Source organism: Amycolatopsis sp. NPDC047767 (assembly GCF_040704195.1).
Lineage (GTDB): Bacteria > Actinomycetota > Actinomycetes > Mycobacteriales > Pseudonocardiaceae > Amycolatopsis.
This window is the reverse complement of sequence record NZ_JBEYSJ010000018.1, coordinates 1-18,714: the sequence shown is the minus strand read 5'-3', so window position 1 is coordinate 18,714 and position 18,714 is coordinate 1. Positions and strand designations below refer to the sequence as shown.

Annotated in this window: 18 protein-coding genes; 13 read left to right on the top strand and 5 right to left on the bottom strand. The window is 71.5% G+C overall.

Annotation, left to right across the window (positions count from 1 at the left end; all coding sequences use genetic code 11):
- The first annotated feature begins 135 nt into the window (after positions 1–135).
- On the top strand, positions 136–975 hold the full coding sequence (locus tag AB0878_RS28875; RefSeq protein ID WP_366583363.1) for a hypothetical protein: 840 nt from the start codon (positions 136–138) through the stop codon (positions 973–975).
- A 42-nt stretch (positions 976–1,017) separates the two neighbouring features.
- On the opposite strand, the gene AB0878_RS28870 is transcribed toward AB0878_RS28875, so the two are convergent.
- Positions 1,018–2,169 carry a YihY/virulence factor BrkB family protein gene (locus tag AB0878_RS28870; RefSeq protein WP_366583362.1) on the bottom strand — a complete coding sequence of 384 codons (1,152 nt, stop codon included), beginning with the start codon at positions 2,167–2,169 and terminating at the stop codon, positions 1,018–1,020.
- Between the two features lie 225 nt (positions 2,170–2,394).
- Between AB0878_RS28870 and AB0878_RS28865 the strand changes: the two genes are divergently transcribed.
- The 5 genes from AB0878_RS28865 to AB0878_RS28845 all read left to right on the top strand — a co-directional run bounded on the left by AB0878_RS28865 (position 2,395) and on the right by AB0878_RS28845 (position 9,237).
- Positions 2,395–4,143 carry a DEAD/DEAH box helicase gene (locus AB0878_RS28865; protein ID WP_366583361.1) on the top strand — a complete coding sequence of 583 codons (1,749 nt, stop codon included), beginning with the start codon at positions 2,395–2,397 and terminating at the stop codon, positions 4,141–4,143.
- Positions 4,144–4,583: 440 nt separating this feature from the next.
- Positions 4,584–5,723 carry a substrate-binding domain-containing protein gene (locus tag AB0878_RS28860; RefSeq protein ID WP_366583360.1) on the top strand — a complete coding sequence of 380 codons (1,140 nt, stop codon included), beginning with the start codon at positions 4,584–4,586 and terminating at the stop codon, positions 5,721–5,723.
- Between the two features lie 96 nt (positions 5,724–5,819).
- Positions 5,820–6,593: an ATP-binding cassette domain-containing protein gene (locus AB0878_RS28855; RefSeq protein WP_285969003.1), complete on the top strand. Its 774-nt coding sequence runs from the start codon at positions 5,820–5,822 to the stop codon at positions 6,591–6,593.
- 20 nt (positions 6,594–6,613) lie between these two features.
- Positions 6,614–8,044 carry an ABC transporter permease gene (locus AB0878_RS28850; protein ID WP_366583359.1) on the top strand — a complete coding sequence of 477 codons (1,431 nt, stop codon included), beginning with the start codon at positions 6,614–6,616 and terminating at the stop codon, positions 8,042–8,044.
- 23 nt (positions 8,045–8,067) lie between these two features.
- Positions 8,068–9,237, top strand: coding sequence for an ROK family transcriptional regulator (locus AB0878_RS28845; protein ID WP_366583358.1), 1,170 nt, complete (start codon positions 8,068–8,070; stop codon positions 9,235–9,237).
- 258 nt (positions 9,238–9,495) lie between these two features.
- On the opposite strand, the gene AB0878_RS28840 is transcribed toward AB0878_RS28845, so the two are convergent.
- On the bottom strand, positions 9,496–9,675 hold the full coding sequence (locus AB0878_RS28840) for a hypothetical protein (protein WP_204090267.1): 180 nt from the start codon (positions 9,673–9,675) through the stop codon (positions 9,496–9,498).
- A gap of 340 nt (positions 9,676–10,015) precedes the next feature.
- Here AB0878_RS28840 and AB0878_RS28835 point away from each other — a divergent pair, with 340 nt between their 5' ends.
- Genes AB0878_RS28835 through AB0878_RS28825 form a run of 3 tightly spaced genes read left to right on the top strand, consistent with a single transcriptional unit; the run spans position 10,016 to position 12,949 of the window.
- Positions 10,016–10,819 carry an EamA family transporter gene (locus AB0878_RS28835; RefSeq protein WP_366583357.1) on the top strand — a complete coding sequence of 268 codons (804 nt, stop codon included), beginning with the start codon at positions 10,016–10,018 and terminating at the stop codon, positions 10,817–10,819.
- A gap of 20 nt (positions 10,820–10,839) precedes the next feature.
- Entirely contained in the window at positions 10,840–12,192 is a 1,353-nt protein-coding gene (locus tag AB0878_RS28830) for a glutamine synthetase family protein (protein WP_366583356.1), read from the top strand.
- Between the two features lie 4 nt (positions 12,193–12,196).
- Positions 12,197–12,949, top strand: a complete 753-nt coding sequence (locus AB0878_RS28825) for a hypothetical protein (protein WP_366583355.1) — start codon at positions 12,197–12,199, stop codon at positions 12,947–12,949.
- Here the strand turns inward: AB0878_RS28825 and AB0878_RS28820 are convergent.
- The 3 genes from AB0878_RS28820 to AB0878_RS28810 are packed head-to-tail and all read right to left on the bottom strand — an operon-like array spanning position 12,946 to position 16,321.
- Entirely contained in the window at positions 12,946–14,403 is a 1,458-nt protein-coding gene (locus AB0878_RS28820; protein WP_366583354.1) for an amino acid permease, read from the bottom strand. The two genes, AB0878_RS28825 and AB0878_RS28820, sit on opposite strands and share 4 nt — an antisense overlap.
- Before the next feature lie 56 nt (positions 14,404–14,459).
- Positions 14,460–15,110, bottom strand: a complete 651-nt coding sequence (locus AB0878_RS28815; RefSeq protein ID WP_366583353.1) for a response regulator transcription factor — start codon at positions 15,108–15,110, stop codon at positions 14,460–14,462.
- A complete protein-coding gene (locus tag AB0878_RS28810) occupies positions 15,107–16,321 on the bottom strand; it encodes a histidine kinase (protein WP_366583352.1) in 1,215 nt (404 codons plus the stop codon). Before AB0878_RS28810 ends, AB0878_RS28815 begins: the two co-directional genes overlap by 4 nt.
- A 109-nt stretch (positions 16,322–16,430) precedes the next feature.
- Between AB0878_RS28810 and AB0878_RS28805 the strand changes: the two genes are divergently transcribed.
- The 4 genes from AB0878_RS28805 to AB0878_RS28790 are packed head-to-tail and all read left to right on the top strand — an operon-like array spanning position 16,431 to position 18,654.
- Positions 16,431–17,021, top strand: coding sequence for a hypothetical protein (locus AB0878_RS28805; RefSeq protein WP_366583351.1), 591 nt, complete (start codon positions 16,431–16,433; stop codon positions 17,019–17,021).
- Complete coding sequence (locus AB0878_RS28800; protein WP_364174377.1) at positions 17,018–17,227, top strand: hypothetical protein; 210 nt, start codon at positions 17,018–17,020, stop codon at positions 17,225–17,227. Before AB0878_RS28805 ends, AB0878_RS28800 begins: the two co-directional genes overlap by 4 nt.
- A gap of 19 nt (positions 17,228–17,246) precedes the next feature.
- Positions 17,247–17,645, top strand: a complete 399-nt coding sequence (locus AB0878_RS28795; RefSeq protein WP_366583350.1) for a hypothetical protein — start codon at positions 17,247–17,249, stop codon at positions 17,643–17,645.
- 28 nt (positions 17,646–17,673) lie between these two features.
- Positions 17,674–18,654, top strand: a complete 981-nt coding sequence (locus tag AB0878_RS28790; protein ID WP_366583349.1) for an aminoglycoside phosphotransferase family protein — start codon at positions 17,674–17,676, stop codon at positions 18,652–18,654.
- Positions 18,655–18,714: the final 60 nt, after the last annotated feature.

Here is an 18,714-nt window from a genome sequence, read left to right as displayed (position 1 = left end):
CCGCCCCGGGCGTGGCCGCGCAGGCACGCCCGGGCGGACAAACGTGAAAATCATTCACCCGGTGGCTGTGGAGCCGGGGAAGAACTGGTAGATCTGCGATCCCGCCAGTTCCTTCCCGCAGCAGGAGACCTCCACATGCGCAGAACCGGGATCGTCCTCGCCCTCGTCGTGGTGCTCGCGGCCGCCGTGCCGGGGCTCGCCCAGGCCGTCACCGGGTGGACCGCCGTCGGGTCCGACCGCGCCCGCCCGCTCGACGAGAGCCAGGGCCTCGCCACGATCGTCCGCCCGTCGGGCACCACCATCCGCTACACCGGCGTCTCCACGGTCGACGTCGGGCTGGCCGTGCAGGGCTGGAACCACGTCGGCGACCCGGGCTCGGCGCAGGGCTGGTACGTGGAGCCCTACCAGCGCGACGACCGCGGCGCGAAGCTCTTCCGCGTGCAGGCGCCCGACGGCACGCAGACCGACTACAAGCACGCGCTGGAGCCGTGGGAGGCGAGCAACAACTCGTTCGCCGCCGTCTCGCCCGACGCGCGGTGGCTGGTGGCCGGCGAGTGGGGCACGATGGACCGCCTCCTCGTGCACCCGATGCCCGGCGTGGCGTTCACCGACCCGTCGCAGAACCTGCCCTACGCCTCCGCGATCCGCCTCGACCACCAGGTCCGTGATGTGCAGGGCTGCGACTTCGTCACGGCCACGCGCCTGATGTGCGCCTCCGACGACCCCGACGGCAGCCTCTTCGGCGCCACCAAGCCGCTCCTGCAGGTCGACCTCGGCGCGCCGCTCTCGGGCTCCGACGTGACCGGCCACGTGACGTCTCTGGGCCGGCTGCCGCTGCAGAGCGGCTGCAGCGGCACCTTCGAGGTCGAGGGCATCGATTTCGACGAGCGCGACAGCACCCTGCGCGTGATCGTGATGTCGCCGAGCGTCTGCATCGCGGTGGACAGCAAGACCTGGCGGTTCCGGCAGGGCTGAGCCAAGGCCGGGAAGGGCACCGCTACGGAACCGGGGTGCCCTTCACGGCAGCTTGCGCACGGCGTCGGCATCGGCGTCCTCGACGTGACCGGACCGCTCGGGCCGTTCGCCTGCCGCGTCCTCTTCCGGAACCGCTTCCCCGGGCGGCTCTTCGGGGTCGGCGTCCGCGGCGCGTTTGGGGCGCCGCAACGGGATCGTGGTGCGGTCCCAGAGCGTGCGCCCCTCCTCTGCCCGCATGCGCTCGTTGGCCCGCTCCATCTCCAGCCGGCGCCACTTGCGGCGCTGGCGCCGGGTCGCCTTGGCGGGCCACAGTTCCTGGATCGCGCTGTTGAAGTACGCGCCGCCGACCACGGCCAGGCCGATGAAGAACATCAGCAGCAGGAACGCGATCGGCGCGGCGAGCGCGCCGTAGGTGTAGCCGGTCTTGGTGATCCAGTTGAGGTAGATGCGCAACCCGATGCTGGAGACCAGGAACACGAGCATCGCGAGCACCGCGCCCGGCAGCCCGCGGTGCCAGGGCAGCCGCCGCGGCAGCGCCAGCTTGTACAGCGTGGTCAGCGCCAGCACGATCATCACGCCCAGTACGGGGTAGTAGAGCGTGCCGACCCACGCCGACACCGTGTCGCGCCAGGCGACGGGGAAGAACTCCGGCAGCAGGTCCGGTCCGATCGCCAGCAGCGGCAGCCCGACGACGAGGATCACGAGCCCGCACAGGTACAGCAGCAGCGCGAAGATCCGTTGCCACACCTCGTTGCGCACGCCGTACTGGTCGTGGGCGACGGTGATGGCGTCGACGAACGACGACATCGCCGACGAACCCGCCCACAGCGAGATGACGAAGCCCACCGACACGATCTCGCCCTTGCCGACCGTGAGGATGCTGTTCACCGTCGGCTCGATGATCTCCTGCACCGCGTTCGTGCTGAAGATGGTGCGGGAGAACGTGATGATGCGGTCGTGCACGGCCGTGACGACACCCTGGCCGAACCACTCGCCGACGAAACCGAGGCTGCCCAGCAGCCCGAGCAGCAGGGGCGGGAGCGAGAGCGTCTGCCAGAAGGCGGCTTCGGCGGCCTCGGAGAAGATGTTGCCGTCCCAGGCCTTGGCGAAGGTGCGCGTGATGAGGCGCCACGGCCCTTTGCGTGCCGTCTTCGTCGCCGTCGCCGCCCCGGCGTCCGGTCTCACCTCACCCATGGTGGGTCCCAGCATGGTCCATTCGCGGGAATTTGGCTCGTCGCGGGTCCCCTCTCCGGGCGTGTCGGGTGACACCACCCGTGGCGGTGGCGGGCGCCGCGGTGCCCGGAAGGTAAGCTGCCCGAAGTGCCCTCACCGCAGTCGCCGGCGTCGAAGCCGGTACCACAGTGGGGGTTTTCGCACGTCACGGCCGCGGTTCGCGGCCCGGGGAGGGGGTGAGCGAGGTTGTCCGAGACGACGACGCAGGGGGTCCTCGGGGCACCACCCGCCGAGAAGGACTCGACCGCGCGACCGCTGCGCGCGTGGCAGCGCCGGGCGCTCACGAAGTACCTCTCGAGCAAGCCGAAGGACTTCCTCGCGGTCGCGACGCCCGGCGCCGGCAAGACCGTGTTCGGTCTGCGCATCGCCGCCGAGCTGTTGTCGGACCGCACGATCGAGGCGGTCACGATCGTCACGCCGACCGAGCACCTCAAGCACCAGTGGGCGGCCTCGGCCGCGGCGGCCGGGATCCCGATCGACTCGAACTTCCGCAACACCACGGGTGTCACGTCGTCGGACTACCTCGGCGTCGCCGTCACCTACGCGCAGGTCGCCGCGCACCCGACGCTGCACCGCGTGCGCACCGAGAACCGCAAGACGCTGGTCATCCTCGACGAGGTCCACCACGGCGGCGACGCGAAGTCGTGGGGCGACGCGGTGCGTGAGGCCTTCACCCCCGCACGCCGGCGGCTGGCGCTGACCGGGACCCCGTTCCGCAGTGACGACTCGGCCATCCCGTTCGTCACCTACGAGCCCGACGCAGGTGGCTTCCAGCGCAGCAAGGCCGATCATTCGTACGGCTACGCCGACGCGCTGGCCGACGGCGTGGTCCGGCCGGTCGTGTTCCTGGCCTACTCCGGCGAGGCCTCGTGGCGGACCAGCGCGGGCGAGGAGTTCACCGCGCGGCTGGGCGAGCCGCTCACGGCCGAGCAGAACGCGCGCGCGTGGCGCACCGCGCTGGACCCGTCGGGCGAGTGGATCCCCGCGGTGCTGCAGGCGGCCGACACGCGGCTGTCGCAGGTGCGCCAGGGCGTGCCGGACGCGGGCGGCCTGGTGATCGCGACGGACCAGGAGTCGGCGCGCGCGTACGCGAAGATCCTGCAGCGCATCTCGGGGGAGATGCCGACGCTGGTGCTGTCGGACGACCCGAAGGCGTCGGGCCGCATCAAGGAGTTCTCGGAGACCAACGAGCGCTGGATAGTGGCCGTCCGCATGGTCTCCGAAGGCGTCGACGTGCCGCGCCTGGCGGTCGGCGTGTACGCCACCAGCGCGTCGACCCCGCTGTTCTTCGCGCAGGCCATCGGCCGCTACGTGCGGGCCCGGAAGAAGGGCGAGACGGCGAGCGTCTTCCTGCCCAGCGTGCCCGTGCTGCTGGAGCTCGCGAGCGAGCTTGAGGCGCAGCGCGACCACGTGCTCGGCAAGCCCCACCGCGAGAAGGACGGCTGGGAGGACGAGCTGCTCGCCCAGGCCAACCGCACGGAGGACGAACCGGGCGAAGAGGAGAAGGCGTTCACCTCGCTCGGCGCCTCGGCTGAGCTCGATCAGGTGATTTACGACGGTAACTCGTTCGGGACCGCCGTCTTCTCCGGCTCCGACGAGGAGCAGGAGTACCTCGGCCTGCCCGGGCTGCTCGAACCGGACCAGGTCCGCGCCCTGCTGCGCAAGCGGCAGGAGGAGCAGCTCTCGGACGCCAACCGCCGCAAGCCGGAGGCCGAGAAGGCCGCTCCGGCGCCCGCGCGGCCCCAGTCGGTGAGCGAGCGCCTCGGTTCGCTGCGCAAGGAGCTCAACGCGCTGGTCGGCGTCTACCACCACCGCACGAAGAAGGCCCACGGCGCCATCCACAACGAGCTACGCAGGGTGTGCGGCGGCCCGCCGACCGCCATGGCGACGGTGGAGCAGCTCGAAGAGCGGATCGTCACGCTGCGTTCCTGGTGACGCTTGCTCCGTTCGAGGGTCCCGGGCGACCGTCCGGGGGACCCGGAGCGGGGCCGACCCGCGCGATGGCCCGGCCGGTGCCCGAATCCTGCCCGCCTGAGCGTGGCGCGTGGATCGGCTGCGCGTAACGGGATTTGCGCACCGAACGTGTCCGGGGGACTCCGCTGGGGCGCCAAGGGGCGTTCAGCTCACGAAGAGTCAGCGAAGTCGATCTCGTCACGCTCGGTGCGCACTGGCGATCACTCCGTCAGTGGATTTACCCTTTCCGGGCTGTGTTCGGGCCGTGTTGCAGAACCGTGTCCAATTGGTGTCATTTAATCGATCCAGCTATCTTCCGCGAAGCTGCTCAGCGGCATATGTTGTCGGCCACAACATATGCGCGTCGGTGCGCCGGGTCTTCCGGATCACCGCCCCGCGAGCATGATCCGGAAGGAACGAGGATGCGCAGCAGAACCCTTACCCTCCTTGCCGCCACGGTGAGCGCCGGCCTGGTGCTGACCGCGTGCGGTGCCAACTCGAACTCCGGGGGCACGGGGGACAGCTCCGCCTCCGGCTCGGCTTCCGCTCCCGCCGGTGGCGGCGCCAACGGCAAGGTCGGCGTGATCCTGCCCGAGACCGCCACCTCCGCCCGGTGGGAGGCGTTCGACAAGCCGATGCTCCAGGCCGCTCTCTCGGCCCAGGGCTTCAGCGCCGACATCCAGAACGCCCAGGGCGACAACCAGAAGTTCTCGACCCTCGCCGACGGCTTCATCAGCCAGGGCGTCAAGGTCCTGATCATCGCCCCGTCCGACCCGGCCGTCGGTGCCGCGATCGAGGCCAAGGCGAAGACCGCGGGCATCCCGGTCATCGACTACGACCGCCCGAGCCTCGGCGGTTCGGCCGACTACTACGTCTCGTTCGACAACGAGAAGGTCGGCGAGCTGCAGGCGCAGGGCATGGCGGACGCGCTGAAGGACAAGAAGGGTGCTGCGGTCGTCCAGATCGAGGGCGCCCCGACGGACAACAACGCGACGCTGTTCGGCGACGGGCACGACAAGGTCCTCAAGCCGCTGTACCAGTCGGGCGCGCTGACGCTGGTCCAGAAGCAGCCGATCAACGACTGGGACCCGCAGGTCGGTGGCACGACCTTCGAGCAGATCTTCACCCGCGTCGGCGGCAAGGTCGACGGCGTCGTCGCGGCGAACGACGAGCTCGCGGGCGCGGTCATCACCGTGCTGAAGAAGAACGGCCTCAACGGCAAGGTCCCCGTGACCGGCCAGGACGCCACCGCGGCCGGCCTGCAGGCCATCCTGCGCGGCGACCAGCTGCTGACGATCTTCAAGCCGATCAAGGAAGAGGCCGACAACACCGCCAAGCTGGCCGCCGCGCTGGCCAAGGGTGACAAGGCCGCTGCCGACGCCATCGCCACGGGCACGCTGCACGACCCGAAGAACAACCGCGACCTGAAGTCGGTTCTGCTCAACCCGACCCTGATCGAGGTCAACGACATCAAGACGGTCATCCAGCAGGGCTACGTCAAGGCCTCGGACGTCTGCACCGGCGACCTCGCCGCCAAGTGCACCGCGGCCGGCATCAGCTGATCCGCACCGCGTAGCACCAACCCAGCAGCCGGGCCGGGACGCGTACCCCGACTACGCGTCCCGGCCCGGTACCCACGCGAAAGAACAGCGAACCCCATGAGCGAGCCCATTCTCGACATCAAAGGTCTGAACAAGAGCTTCGGCCCCGTCCACGTCCTCTACGACGTGGACTTCGCCGTGCGTGCGGGCGAAGTCACCGCGCTCGTCGGCGACAACGGCGCCGGCAAGTCGACGATGGTCAAGTGCATCGCCGGCATCTACCCCTCCGACACGGGCACCGTGACCTTCAACGGCAAGCAGGCTCACATCAGCAGCCCGAAGGACGCGGCCGAGCTCGGCATCGAGGTCGTGTACCAGGACCTCGCGCTGGCCGACAACCTCGACATCGTGCAGAACATGTTCCTCGGCCGCGAGCGCGGCAGCCAGTGGCTGCTCGACGAGGCCAGCATGGAGAAGGCCGCGCGCGAAACGCTGGCCTCCCTGTCGGTGCGCACCGTGAAGTCGGTGCGCACGCCCGTCTCCGCGCTCTCCGGTGGACAGCGCCAGACCGTGGCCATCGCCAAGTCGGTGCTGTGGAACAGCAAGGTCGTGATCCTCGACGAGCCGACCGCCGCACTCGGTGTCGCGCAGACCCGTCAGGTCCTCGACCTGGTGCGCCGGCTCGCCGAGCAGGGCCTCGGCGTGGTTCTGATCAGCCACAACATGGCCGACGTGTTCGAGGTCGCCGACCGCATCGACGTGCTGTACCTGGGCCGTCTGGTGGCGGAGGTGCAGACCAAGGACGTGACGACCAACCAGGTGGTCGAGCTGATCACCTCCGGCCGGTCGGGTGACCTCGGCCTGGCCCGCCCCGAACACGTCGTGCTGTGAGCAACGAGAAAGAACCGACCATGACTGAGACCCCTGCCAAGTCCGCCAAGCCGGACTCGGCGAACGCGATCGCCGACTTCGGCATCGACACCACGTCGATGTCGACGGGCGAGGCGATCAAGGACTACTTCGCGCGGCTCAAGGACGGCCAGCTCGGCTCCGTTCCCGCCGTGCTCGGCGTGATCGTGCTGGCGATCCTGTTCAGCTCGCTCTCGAGCGACTTCTTCACCCTGCGCAACATCGCGAACCTGCTCGCGCAGGGCGCGGGCCAGACGATCATCGCGATGGGCATCGTCTTCGTGCTGCTGCTCGGCGAGATCGACCTGTCGGCCGGTACCGCTTCCGGTGTGGCCGCCTCGCTGATGGCGCTGCACTACGTGCGCAACGGCAACCTGCTCGGCTCGATGGGTGGCGGCGTTTTCGTCACGTTCATCGCGGTGCTCGCGATCGCCGTGATCCTCGCCCTGCTGCAGCGGATCTGGGCCGGGGCCGCGGTCTCGCTCATCGGCATCGTCGTGATCCTGATCGGAGCTCCGCAGAACGCGTGGCTCGAGATGATCATCGCGATCACCACGGGTACCGCGATCGGCTGCATCACCGGTTTCCTCGTCTCGAAGATCGGCATGCCGTCGTTCGTCGTGACCCTGGCCCTGTTCATCGTGTGGCAGGGCGTGATCCTGCAGTTCATCGGTGAGGGCGGCACGCTGCCGATCAGCACGAGCGACACCCTCAACGCGGTGGCCAACGGCAACCTGTCGGTGCTGGGCAGCTGGATCATGTTCCTCGTCGCCGCCGGTGGTTACGCGGTCATCGCGCTGGGGCAGCACTTCACCCGGCTCAAACGCGGCCTCGTGGTGCAGCCGACGCCGATCGTGCTGTTCAAGGTCGGCGTGGTGGTGGTCATCTCCGCCGTCGCCACGTACCTGCTGACGATCAACCGCTCGTCCAGCAACCTCGTGGTGATCGACGGCGTTCCGTACGTGGTCCCGATCGTGCTGGTGCTGCTGTTCGCGGGCACCTACGTGCTCAACCGCACGCGCTACGGCCGGCACCTCTACGCCGTCGGTGGCAACCAGGAAGCCGCCCGCCGCGCCGGTATCAACGTGGCGAAGCTGCGCACCAGCGTGTTCGTGATCAGCTCGACCTTCGCGGCGATCGGCGCGATCGTGTACTCGTCGAAGATCGGCTCGGTCAACCCGCAGTCCGGTGGCCTCAACACGCTGCTGTTCGCGGTGGGTGCGGCGGTCATCGGCGGTACGTCGCTGTTCGGCGGCAAGGGCCGGATCATCGACGCGGTCATCGGTGGTGCCGTGCTGGCGATCGTGAACAACGGCCTGGGCCTGCTCCAGCAGTCCGCGGCCGTCGTGAACATCGTCACCGGTCTCGTCCTGCTGCTCGCGGCCACCGTCGACGCGCTGTCGCGGCGCCGAGCGGCTGCGTCGGCACGCTGACGCCCGATGCCACGTTCAAGCCGGTGACGAGCTCGTCCGTCGCACGACCCGACGAGGTGCGCCGGCACAACCGCACGACCCTGCTCCGTCTGCTGCACGTCGGCGGGCCGAGCACCCGGGCGACCCTGGCGGCGGAGCTGGGGCTCAACCGGAGCACGATCAAGACCCTCGTCGACGGGCTCGCGGAAGCGGGCGTCGTCGAGGAGAAGGTGCCGAGGCCGGGACGAGGGGCGGGCCGCCCCTCGCTCCTGGTCCTGCCCCAGCCGCACGCGGCGGTCGTGCTCGCGGTCGACCTGCAGGTCGAGCACGTGGCGATCGCGCTCGTGGGGCTGGGCGGCCAGATCCTCGGCCGCAACAGCTGGAATCTGCGCGGCCGGATGCGCGAGGCCGACGAGGTGATCACGCACGTCATCGAGTCGACCGCCGTGCTGGCCGGCGACCTCGGGGTCACGCCCGTGGCCGTCGGGGTGTCGGTGCCCGGGGTCGTGCGGCGTGCCGACGGCCACGTGCACGAGGCGCCGAACCTGCGCTGGACCGACGTCGCCCTCGGCGAGCGCCTGTCCAGCGTGCTGCGCATCCCCGTGCTGGTCGGCAACGACGCCGAGCTGGGCGCCGTCGCCGAGCACCTGCGTGGCGCGGCCCGCGGGTCGTCCGACGCCGTGTACGTGTCCGCCGACGTCGGTGTCGGTGGCGGGGTCATCGCCCAGGGCTCGTCGCTGCGGGGCGGCGCGGGGTATGTCGGGGAGATCGGCCACATGGTCGTCCGCCCGGGCGGACGCGCCTGTTACTGCGGCAGCAGCGGCTGCTGGGAGACCGAGATCGGCGAGGCGGCCCTGTGCCGGGCCCTGGGACTGCCGGAGGACACCGCGCGGGGTGCGATCCTGTTCGAGCTGCGGGAGCTGGCCCGCGACCCCGAGGCGGCGCTCTCCCGGCTCGCGGAGTTCGCCGAGTGGCTCACGATCGGGCTCGTCAACGTGATCAACCTGCTGGGCCCGCAGCTCGTCGTGCTGGGCGACCTGCTCACGGTGCTGCCGGACTCGGTGATCCGCGCCGTGGCCGCCGAGGTCCGCCGCCGCAGCCTGGTCAGCCGGGCCGTCGGCGGGACGCGGATCGTGAGCTCGGCGCTGGGCGCCGACGTGAAGCTGCTGGGCGCCGCCGAGGTGGCGTTCGAGGTCGTCCTCGACACGGTCTAGGCGACGCGATTGCCCACCGGGAATTGCCGGGTGTGGCGTTTGCCACGGAAGTGCCCGGTATTCGGTTTCGGCGCGGTTTCGGACCGGACAGGAATTGTCAATTCAGCACCCGGTGCAAAACGCGAAGTTGCAAGTGGCGAAGTGGCCGGGGTCTCGGTTTCACCGCGAATGGGTCTCGAAACGCCGAAGGCGGCAGGTGCATCGGGCACCTGCCGCCTTCGGGCCGAGACGTTCGTCCCGGCGTGGTCTTCGAGACCCCTACTTCTGGATCTCCGCGGCCAGTTCCTTGAGCTTGGCCTCGTGCTCACGGGCGTGGTGCCCGCAGAAGAGCAGCTCGCCTCCGGAGCTGAGGACGGCGCGTACCTGAGCCGCAGCCCCGCACCGGTCGCATCGGTCGGCGGCGGTCAATTCGGGGCGGGTGAGCGTGGGTGATGTCATGGGGGTCTCCCTCCGTCCCGGTACTGGTCGCCCAGTACCTCGATCCAGCTACGCCCACTTCGGAAGTGATGCCCTCGGCGGGATCGCCTCCGGCTCCGCGGTGTTCGTGCTTCCACTGTTCCAGACGTTTCGCGGCCCGCAAGTGTTCCCGCACCGGTGGGACCTGTGTCACGCCGAATTACCCCAGTTGTCGTAGTCCCGTCCCGCTCCTTAGGACAAGGGTGCCCGTGCGTAGCCGTTTTCCGAGGTCAGGCACCATGCGGGAGTGGGTTCTGCACTATCCGGAAAACGCGCGACGGCCATTCCGGCCCCGGTCTTGTTCGTTCTCAGCGGAATTTCGATGTATGCCGGGGCGGCCATCGCGGTCGGGCTTTTCGGGCACGCCTCCCCGTCGGGGGTCGCCTGGCTGCGCTGCCTGGGCGCCGCCGTGGTGCTGCTCGCGTGGCGCCGGCCCGCCCGCGCCGTGTGGCGGGGCCGGCGGTTCCTGCTCGCGGCCGCGTTCGGCGTGGTCACCGCGGTGATGAACGTGGCCTTCTACGAGGCCATCGCCCGCCTCCCGCTCGGCACGGTCGTGGCGCTGGAGTTCGCCGGGCCCGTGGTCGTGGCGGCCGTCGGGTCGCGCACGCGCCGCGATCTCGGCGCGCTGGCGCTGGTGGCCGTCGGCGTCGTCGCGATCGCGGACGTGCGGCTGGAGGGCGGCGCGCTGGGCGTCGGGTTCGCCCTGGCCGCCGCGGCCGCGTGGGCCGGGTACATCGTGCTCGGCAAGCGCGTCGCGGTGGCCGGCGACGGCGTGGACAGCCTGGCGGTGGGCTTCGCCGTGGCCACGGTCGTGCTCTCGCCACTGGCGCTCGGCACCGGTGAGGTGTGGTCTTCGCCACGTATGCTGCTGCTCGGCATCGGTGTGGGCGTGCTGTCGACGGTGGTGCCCTACGTGCTCGACCAGTTCGTGCTGCGGCGCGTGGGCCGCGCCGGCTTCGCGGTGCTGCTGGCGCTGCTCCCGGTCACGGCCGGCGTCACCGGGTACGCGCTGCTCGCGCAGGTGCCGAGCCTGCCGGAGGCGCTGGGCACGCTCGCGGTGGTCGCCGGGGTCGCGCTGCGCCGCAGGGACGAGCCCGGCGACGCGCCGGCCGAGCCGCGATACTGACCCGAACCCCGGAGGTGGCGATGACCAAGGCGGCGTCGGCGGTCGCGAAGGACCTGGCCCTGTCCGGGGTGCGCGGGGTCCACCTCTCCTGGGCCGACAACAACGGCATTCCGCGCTCGCGCATCGTGCCCATCCACGGCCTCGCGGGCGCCGCCGCCCGCGGCGTGGGCGCGACCTCGCTGTTCGCCGTGTTCGACAGCCACGACGCCATCACCTACGGCCACGCGGGCCTGGCGACGCCGTCGGGCGACATCCGGCTCGTGCCGGTGCTGGACCGCCTGCGCCGCCTCGCCGGCCAGCCCGCGCTCGCCTGGGCGCCCGCGCGGCAGGTCGCCGCCGACGGCTCGCCCTGGCCGTACTGCCAGCGCTCGGTGCTGGAGCGCCAGGTCGCGGAGGCGGGCCGGCGTGGGCTGGAGTTCCAGGCCGGTTACGAGCTCGAGTTCGCCGTGGCACCCGCCGGCGCCACCGACGTCGTCGCGGCTCCCGGGCACCCCGGCCCCGCCTACAGCCCGCACGCGCTCGTCGGCCTCGACGGCTTCGTCGCCGCGCTGCTGCACGACTTCGCCGCCAACGGCCTGGAGATCGGCCAGCTGCACGCCGAGTACGGCCCGGCCCAGCTGGAGCTGTCGCTGGCGGCCACCGACCCCGTGTCGGCCGCGGACGACCAGCTCCTGGCCCGCCAGACCATCCACGCCGCCGCGCACGCCCACGGCCTCGCCGTGAGCTTCGCGCCGCTGGTCAGCCTCGCGGCCGCCGGCAACGGCTGGCACCTGCACACCTCCGTGCGCCGCCGCGGCCGCAACCTGCTCGCGGGCGAAGGACAGCCGGTCGACGAGGGCGCCGCCTACCTCGGCGGCCTGCTGCGCGATCTGCCCGCGCTGACCGCCGTCACGGCCCCGAGCGTGCCCTCGACGATGCGGCTGCGCCCGGGCTACTTCGCCGGCGCCTATGCGTTCTGGGGCGTGGAGAACCGCGAAGCGCCCCTGCGCTACGTGCCGGATTCGCCGCTGCTCGGCCCGGACCACGCGAACGTCGAGCTCAAGACCTCCGACGCGTCGGCCAACCCGTACCTCGCGCTGGCGGTCGTGCTGGCCGCGGGGATGGCCGGCATCGAGGACGGCGCTCCGTTGCCCGAGCCGATTGCCGAGGACCCGGGCGGCTGGACGGCGGGCGAGCGCGAGACCCGCGGTGTCCTGCCGCTGCCGGCGAACCCCGCAGACCAGGCCGCGGCGCTGCTCGCGTCGCCCCGCGTCTCGGGCGCCCTCGGCGACGAGCTCCTGGGCGCCTTCCGCGCGGTGCGCGCGTCCGACGCGGCGTGGGCCGCGGACCGCACGCCGGAGGACATCGTCGCGGCCCACGCTTGGCGGTACTGACCGCGTGGCCGAGCTCTCCGCCGTGCACTGGCTGCCCGGCGCCGCGCGGCTCATCGCCGAAGCGCGCGCCGAGCTGCCGCAGAAGGACGGGCTCTCGGCCGCCTTCGCGGCGCTGGCCGTGCTGCGGGCGGCCGGCTGCGCCGTGGCGGACCAGGACGAGGTCGCCGTGGCCGCCGGCACCGTCCGCGCGCCGGGCGAACCACCGGCCGGGGCGAAGAGCCGGGCCGACTTCCGGTTGCCCGTCCCGTGCGACCCCGCGACGGCCGGTACCGAGCCGGAAGCACTGGCCGATGCCGTGGAAGCGTTGTCGGACCGGCGGTTGCGGGTCGTCCCGGCGACGGGGGAGTGGTCCCCTCAGGCGCTGGTCGACCTGCTGGTGGCGCTGTGGGACCTGCCGCGGGTGGCGGTGCTCGCGCGGCTGGACCCGGCCGAGCTGGGCTCCCCCGACACCCCGGAACGCGCCCTGCTCGACTACCTCCACACCGGTGTCCCTCCCTTGTGGACGAACCGGTGGCGTCCGCCCGGGCACCACCACGTGCTGGTGGCCGGCGTCCGGATCGGCGCGGAGGGCACGGTGCTGTCCGTTGTGGACACCTACGCCGTGCTGGGGGACAACGGGATCCACGAGCAGCCGGTGGAATGGGTCACGGCCGCGCTGGCCGGATCGGGAGTCCTGCTGCTCGTCGCGGACGCGGCCCACGCCGGCGAGCTCGCCGAAGCGGTCGCCGGCGCGGGCCTGCGGCCCGGCTTCGCCTAGGTCGTCGTCTCGGTCCGGTTGCCCGGCGCGAGGCGGGAGTGCTTGCGGCCGTAGAAGAAGTAGATCAGCAGGCCCAGCACCAGCCACGCGGCGAAGCGGATCCAGGTGAGCACGTCGAGGTTCAGCATGAGGTAGAAGCACGCCACGGCGGCGATGATCGGCACCACGGGGGAGAACGGCACGCTGAACGGCCGCTTCAGGTCCGGGCGCCGCTTGCGCAGCACCGGCACGGCCACCGCCACGATGATCATCGCCGAGAGGGCGCCGATGCTGACCATGTCGGACAGCGCGGAGATCGGCACGAACGCGGCGAGCACCGCGATGAGGACGGCGCCGAGGATGGTCATGCGGTGGGGCGTGCCCCAGCGCGGGTGGGTGGTGCCGATGGCCTTGGGCAGCAGGCCGTCGCGGCCCATCGCGAAGCCGATGCGGCCGATGGTCACCAGCTCCACCATCATCACCGACGTCAGGCCGGTCACGGCGCCGAGTGAGATGAGCGCGCCGACCCAGTGCTGGCCGACGCTGTCGAACGCGGCCGCGAGCGGGGCGCCGGTGTCGATGTCGGTGAACGGGATCATGCCGGTGAGCACGATCGACACGGCGATGTAGAGCACGGCGCACACGGCCAGCGCGCCGAGAATGCCCACGCGCAGGTCCTTGCGCGGGTTGACGGTCTCCTCGCCGAGGTTGGCCAGCGCCTCGAATCCGGTGTAGGCGAAGAACACCACGGCCGCGGCGGTCACGACACCCGCGATGCCGTACACCGACTGCTCGAGCCCGAGCGCGGCCTGCACCACCGGCTGTTCCAGCACGCCCGAGCCACCCGAGGGCGGTTGCGCCGGCGGGATGAACGGCGTGAGGTTGGCCCCCTTGATGAAGAACACGCCCACCACGACGATCAGGACGCACACCGCGACCTTCACGCACACCAGCAGGTTGGTCAGCCACGCGGATTCCTTGATCCCGAGCACGGCCACCACCGTCAGCACCGCGATGATGATCACCGCGCCGATGTTGACCTTCGCGTCCTCGCCGAACCACGTGGGCGAAAGCCCGAGCAGGTTCGCCAGGTACCCGGACCAGCCGCGCGACACCACGGCGGCGCCGAGCGCGAACTCCAGCAGCAGGTCCCAGCCGATGATCCACGCGAACACCTCGCCGAGCGTGGCGAACGCGTAGGTGTAGGCGCTGCCGGCCGTCGGCACGCTGGAGGCCAGCTCGGCGTAGCAGAGCGCCGCGAGCCCGGCCACGATCGCGCCGATCACGAACGACAGCGTGACCGCGGGGCCGGCGTGGGTCTTGGCCTCGACGCCGGCGAGCGTGAAGATCCCGGTTCCGATGATGATCCCGACGCCGAACCCCACCAGGTCGCGTCCCCTGAGCCGCCGCTTCAGCTCGCCCGAGTCCTGGCGCTTCAGGACCTCGTCCACGTCCAACGTTCTCCGCACACCCATGGAAGAACGTTAGAAGCTCACGGGCCCGCCTGCAGATCGGTTGCTCGGCGCCGCCTTCAGTCCAGCGCCAACCCGGCTTCCTGCGCGAGGATCGCGGCCTGCACGCGCGAGCGCAGGTCGAGTTTCGTGAGCACGCGCGACACGTGCGTCTTCACCGTCGTCTCGCCGATGTGCAGGCGGGTGCCGATCTCCGCGTTGGACAGGCCGGCGCCCAGGCAGCCCAGCACCTCGCGTTCGCGGTCGGTCAGGTCGTCGAGACCCGACGGCGCGGTGACGGGTTTCCCGGCCGCCTGCGCGAACGCCGTGATGAGCTTGCGCGTCACCTGCGGCGCCAGCACGCCCTCGCCCGCGGCGACGAGCTTCACGGCCTCGATCAGCCGCGGCGCCTCGACGGACTTGAGCAGGAAACCCGCGGCACCCGCGCGCAGGGCGGCGTGCACGTACTCGTCGAGGTCGAACGTGGTGAGCACGAGGACCTGCGCCAGTCCCTCGGCGACGAGCTCGCGCGTGGCGGTGATGCCGTCGGTGCCGGGCATGCGCACGTCCATCAGCACGACGTCGGGCCGCAGCGCCCGCGCCTGCCGGACCGCGGCGGCGCCGTCGGCGGCCTCGCCGACCACCTCGATGCCCTCGGCGTTGCCCAGGATCAGCACGAGGCCCGCCCGGATCGCCCCGTGGTCGTCGGCCACCAGCACCTTGACCGTCACGCGTTTCCCTCCACCAGTGGCAGCTCGGCGCGGACCACCCAGTCCGAGCCCGACGGGCCCGCGCTCAGCGTCCCGCCCACGGCGCTCGCGCGTTCGCGCATGCTCAGCAGCCCGTGGCCCGTGCCACCGGTGCGCGCGGCCGCCGAACGCAGCTCGTTGCCGATCTCGACGGTGAGTATGCCGCCGTCGCGGCGCAGGTCCACCACGACCCGCCCGCCCGGCGCGTGCTTCACCGCGTTGGTGAGCGCTTCCTGCGCGATCCGGTACGCGGTGAGGTCGACGGCGGCGGGCAGGCCGGCCGAGGAGTCCACTGTGGATTCGACGACGACCTCCATCCCCGTGGCCCGTGCGGATTCCACGAGCCGCGACAGCTCGGCGAGGCGCGCGGGCGCGGTGGTCTCGTACTCGTCGTCACCGGTCTCCGACGCGGCGCGCAGCAGGCCGATCATCGTGCGCATCTCGTCGAGCGCGCTCACGCTGTTCTCCCGCACGGCTTCGAGCACCGCGCGCGACATCCTCGGATCCTCGGCCATCGACAGCGCCGCCTCCGACTGGATCGCGATCGCCGAGAGGTGGCCCGCGATCACGTCGTGCAGGTCGCGCGCCATCCGTGCCCGCTCGGCGGCCACGGCAGCGCGCCGGTCGAGCTCGGCGATCTTCGCCAGCTGGTCGGCGTTGGCGCGTTCGGTGGTGGCGATGTCGCGCTGCTGGCGCACGTTCGCCGCCCACCACACCGGCACCAGCAGGAACGGCAGGATCCCGAGCGCGCCGATCACCGCCACGCGCCACTGCGCGGACACGGCCAGCGCGGCGACCAGCACGCCCAGCGCGGCCGTGGCCGCCACGCCGATCATCACCCGGCTCATGCGGCGCGACCCGTAGAGCGTCGCCGCGTAGAGGAAGTCGGTGTACACGGCCACGACCGGCAGCGACGGGCTCAGCACCAGGTCGGCCGCGAGCACGCCCGTGGCCAGCAGCAGGCCGCCCGGCACCCAGCGGCGCAGGAACGACAGGCCGCACAGCACCGCGAGCTCCACGAGCCGCACCCACAGCCCGAAGTGGTCGGGGCCGGGGATCAGGCGGTAGACGTCGGTGAGGTACAGCGCGAGGCCCACGACGAAGACGAACAGGGCGATGAGGCCGTCCTGCTGCCACGGGGGCAGTTCCCGGGGCTTGAACAGGGCCGGCGCGCGGGTTCCTCGCAGCGGCACGACCCCATGGAAGCACAGGGGCCACTGGTGGTCGTCCTACTAAGTGATGACCCCCCGATCGTGCCCTTCACCGATTCGCCCCAGTGTTCTTCGCGGGACAGTGGGGATCATGAACGCTATCGGGAACTACCTCGTCGACAACCCGGCGACCCTGTTCATCGTCGGGGGTGAAGTGGCCTTCTGGGTCGTGCTCGTGGGCGGCCTGGTGGCGCGCTACCCGCTGAAGCTGAAGAAGTTCAGCACCGTGCTGCTGGCCGCCGTACCCGCGATCGACCTGGTGGTGCTGGTCGCCACCGTCATCGACCTCGCGAGCGGCACGACCCCGAACCTCTCGCACGGCCTCGCCGCCGTGTACCTGGGCTTCAGCGTCGTGTTCGGCCCGAGCATGGTCCGCTGGGCCGACGTGCGCTTCGCCCACCGCTTCGCCGGCGGCCCGCCGCCCGCACCGAAACTGCGGGGCAAGGCAAAGGTCCGCCACGAGTGGCGGGAGTGGTACAAGTGCGTGCTGGCCTGCGTGATCGCCGCCGTGCTGCTGCTCGCCGCGATCTTCCTCATCGGCCGCCCGGGTCAGGTCGCACCGCTGTGGGACTGGCTGCCGCGCCTCGGCGGTCTCGTGGGCATCTGGCTGTTCGCCGGCCCGCTGTGGACCGAGCTGTTCGGCAAGAAGGACGAGCCGAGCAAGGAAAAGGTGACCTCGTGATCGAGCTGCTCGGTCTCCTGCTCGTGATCCAGGGGGCCGGCGGGCTCATCAACCGGCTCGCCGGCTCCACGAACCCCAGCTGGTTCGTGCAGCTGCACCTGCTGCCCCCGCAGCTGCACATCGCGGCCAGCGCCGTGCTGCTCGCGGTGGGCGCGGCCGTGCTGTTCGCGGGACAGGCCCGCAAACGCCGGCGCGATCACCTGTGACGCGGCTTACACTGGACGCGTGGCCGACGCGACCGGCAGCGTGGCCGGGCCTCTCGTCCTCTTCGCCGTGGTCAGCATCGCCCCCTCGGCGCTCTTCTGGTGCGCGTTGCGCGTTCCCACCGTCTACCGCTGGCTGCGGGACCGCCGCCGCGAGCAGCCACAGCCGGCGGGCCCGCCCGTCGAACGCCTCTCCGCGGACCTGCGCCGGGTGCACCGCGTGCTCGCGTCGTACCCGCCCGGCACTCCGGCGGCCCGCCGCATCGGCACCCGCCAGGCCTACGACGAGCTGCTCCAGACGGCCTGCCGCGCGGTCGGCGTCGAGCACCGGCTCGAGTCCCTGCCCGAGGGCATCGACCGCGACCTCGAACGGCTGCGCATCGAGGAGTCGTTGAGGCGCGAGGGCCTGGCGGTGCCCTGAGTATTCACGGGGCTGCCAGGATGAGCCCATGGACTTCCGCCCCCTCGACCGCCCGATCGGGGCGTTCCAGCAGCAGCTCGGCCCCGAGCAGATCGAAGCCGTGTGCGAGCGCGTGTTCGGGCCCGCCACCGTGGTGCGCGCCGCGATCGAGCTGGGCTGGGGCGGCTACAACACGACCTACCGCGTGGAGCTCGCCGACGGGCCGGTGATCCTGCGCGTGGCCCCCGAGCCCGCGCGCCAGACGCGGACCGAGTGGCAGTTCATGCGCAACGAGTACGTCGCGGCGCCGTACTTCGCGCCCATCGCGCACCTGCTGCCGCGCACGATCGCCGCCGACTTCACCCACGAGGTGCTTCCGCGCGACTACGTGGTGCAGGCCGTGCTCACCGGCCGCGCCGGGCCCGACGTGCTGCCGACGTATCCGCCGGCCGAGCGCGCGCCGTTCTACCGCGAGCTGGGCCGCCTGACGCGCCTGGTGCACGACGTGCGCGGGCCCGGCTTCGGCCCGGTCGCGGGACCGCACTTCGCCTCGTGGAGCGAAGCGCTGGTCGCCTTCTTCGCCGACAACGCGCTCGACCTGGAGGACCGCGGCCTCGACGCCGGCGACGTGCGCGAGGTCGGCAAGCTCGCCGCCCGCGACTCGGCGCTGCTCGACGAGGTCACCGAACCGCGCCTGCTCCACGGTGATCTCTGGACGATCAACGTGATGCTCACCGACGATCTCCGCGTCACCGGCGTCTACGACCACGACCGCAGCTGGTGGGGCGACCCGGAGGCCGACTGGCCGATCCGCATGGCGCTGGCCAAGCCCGGCGCGGAGCGGGACGCGTTCTGGGACGCCTACGGCCCGCTCGGCACCTCGCCCGAGGCCCGGCGGCGCATGCTCTACTACCGCGCCCGCCACCTGGGCGCGCTACGGCTGGAACGACACCGCCTCGACCAGGCCGAGAAGCTCGCCGATTCCTACGACGAGCTCGCCGCCGTCCTCACGGCCCTGCTGCTCCCCTGAGCGCCCCAATGCGGCGTGGGGGGGGGGGGGGGGGTCCCCACACCCCCCGGGGGGTGTGTG

Coding starts and splice junctions, on each gene's coding strand:
- AB0878_RS28860 (WP_366583360.1), top strand. CDS start 4,584: ATGCGCAGCAGAACCCTTACCCTCCTTGCCGCCACGGTGAGCGCCGGC.
- AB0878_RS28820 (WP_366583354.1), bottom strand. CDS start 14,403: ATGGGTGTGCGGAGAACGTTGGACGTGGACGAGGTCCTGAAGCGCCAG.
- AB0878_RS28875 (WP_366583363.1), top strand. CDS start 136: ATGCGCAGAACCGGGATCGTCCTCGCCCTCGTCGTGGTGCTCGCGGCC.
- AB0878_RS28855 (WP_285969003.1), top strand. CDS start 5,820: ATGAGCGAGCCCATTCTCGACATCAAAGGTCTGAACAAGAGCTTCGGC.
- AB0878_RS28835 (WP_366583357.1), top strand. CDS start 10,016: ATGTATGCCGGGGCGGCCATCGCGGTCGGGCTTTTCGGGCACGCCTCC.
- AB0878_RS28850 (WP_366583359.1), top strand. CDS start 6,614: ATGACTGAGACCCCTGCCAAGTCCGCCAAGCCGGACTCGGCGAACGCG.
- AB0878_RS28805 (WP_366583351.1), top strand. CDS start 16,431: ATGAACGCTATCGGGAACTACCTCGTCGACAACCCGGCGACCCTGTTC.
- AB0878_RS28870 (WP_366583362.1), bottom strand. CDS start 2,169: ATGGGTGAGGTGAGACCGGACGCCGGGGCGGCGACGGCGACGAAGACG.
- AB0878_RS28840 (WP_204090267.1), bottom strand. CDS start 9,675: ATGACATCACCCACGCTCACCCGCCCCGAATTGACCGCCGCCGACCGA.
- AB0878_RS28790 (WP_366583349.1), top strand. CDS start 17,674: ATGGACTTCCGCCCCCTCGACCGCCCGATCGGGGCGTTCCAGCAGCAG.
- AB0878_RS28830 (WP_366583356.1), top strand. CDS start 10,840: ATGACCAAGGCGGCGTCGGCGGTCGCGAAGGACCTGGCCCTGTCCGGG.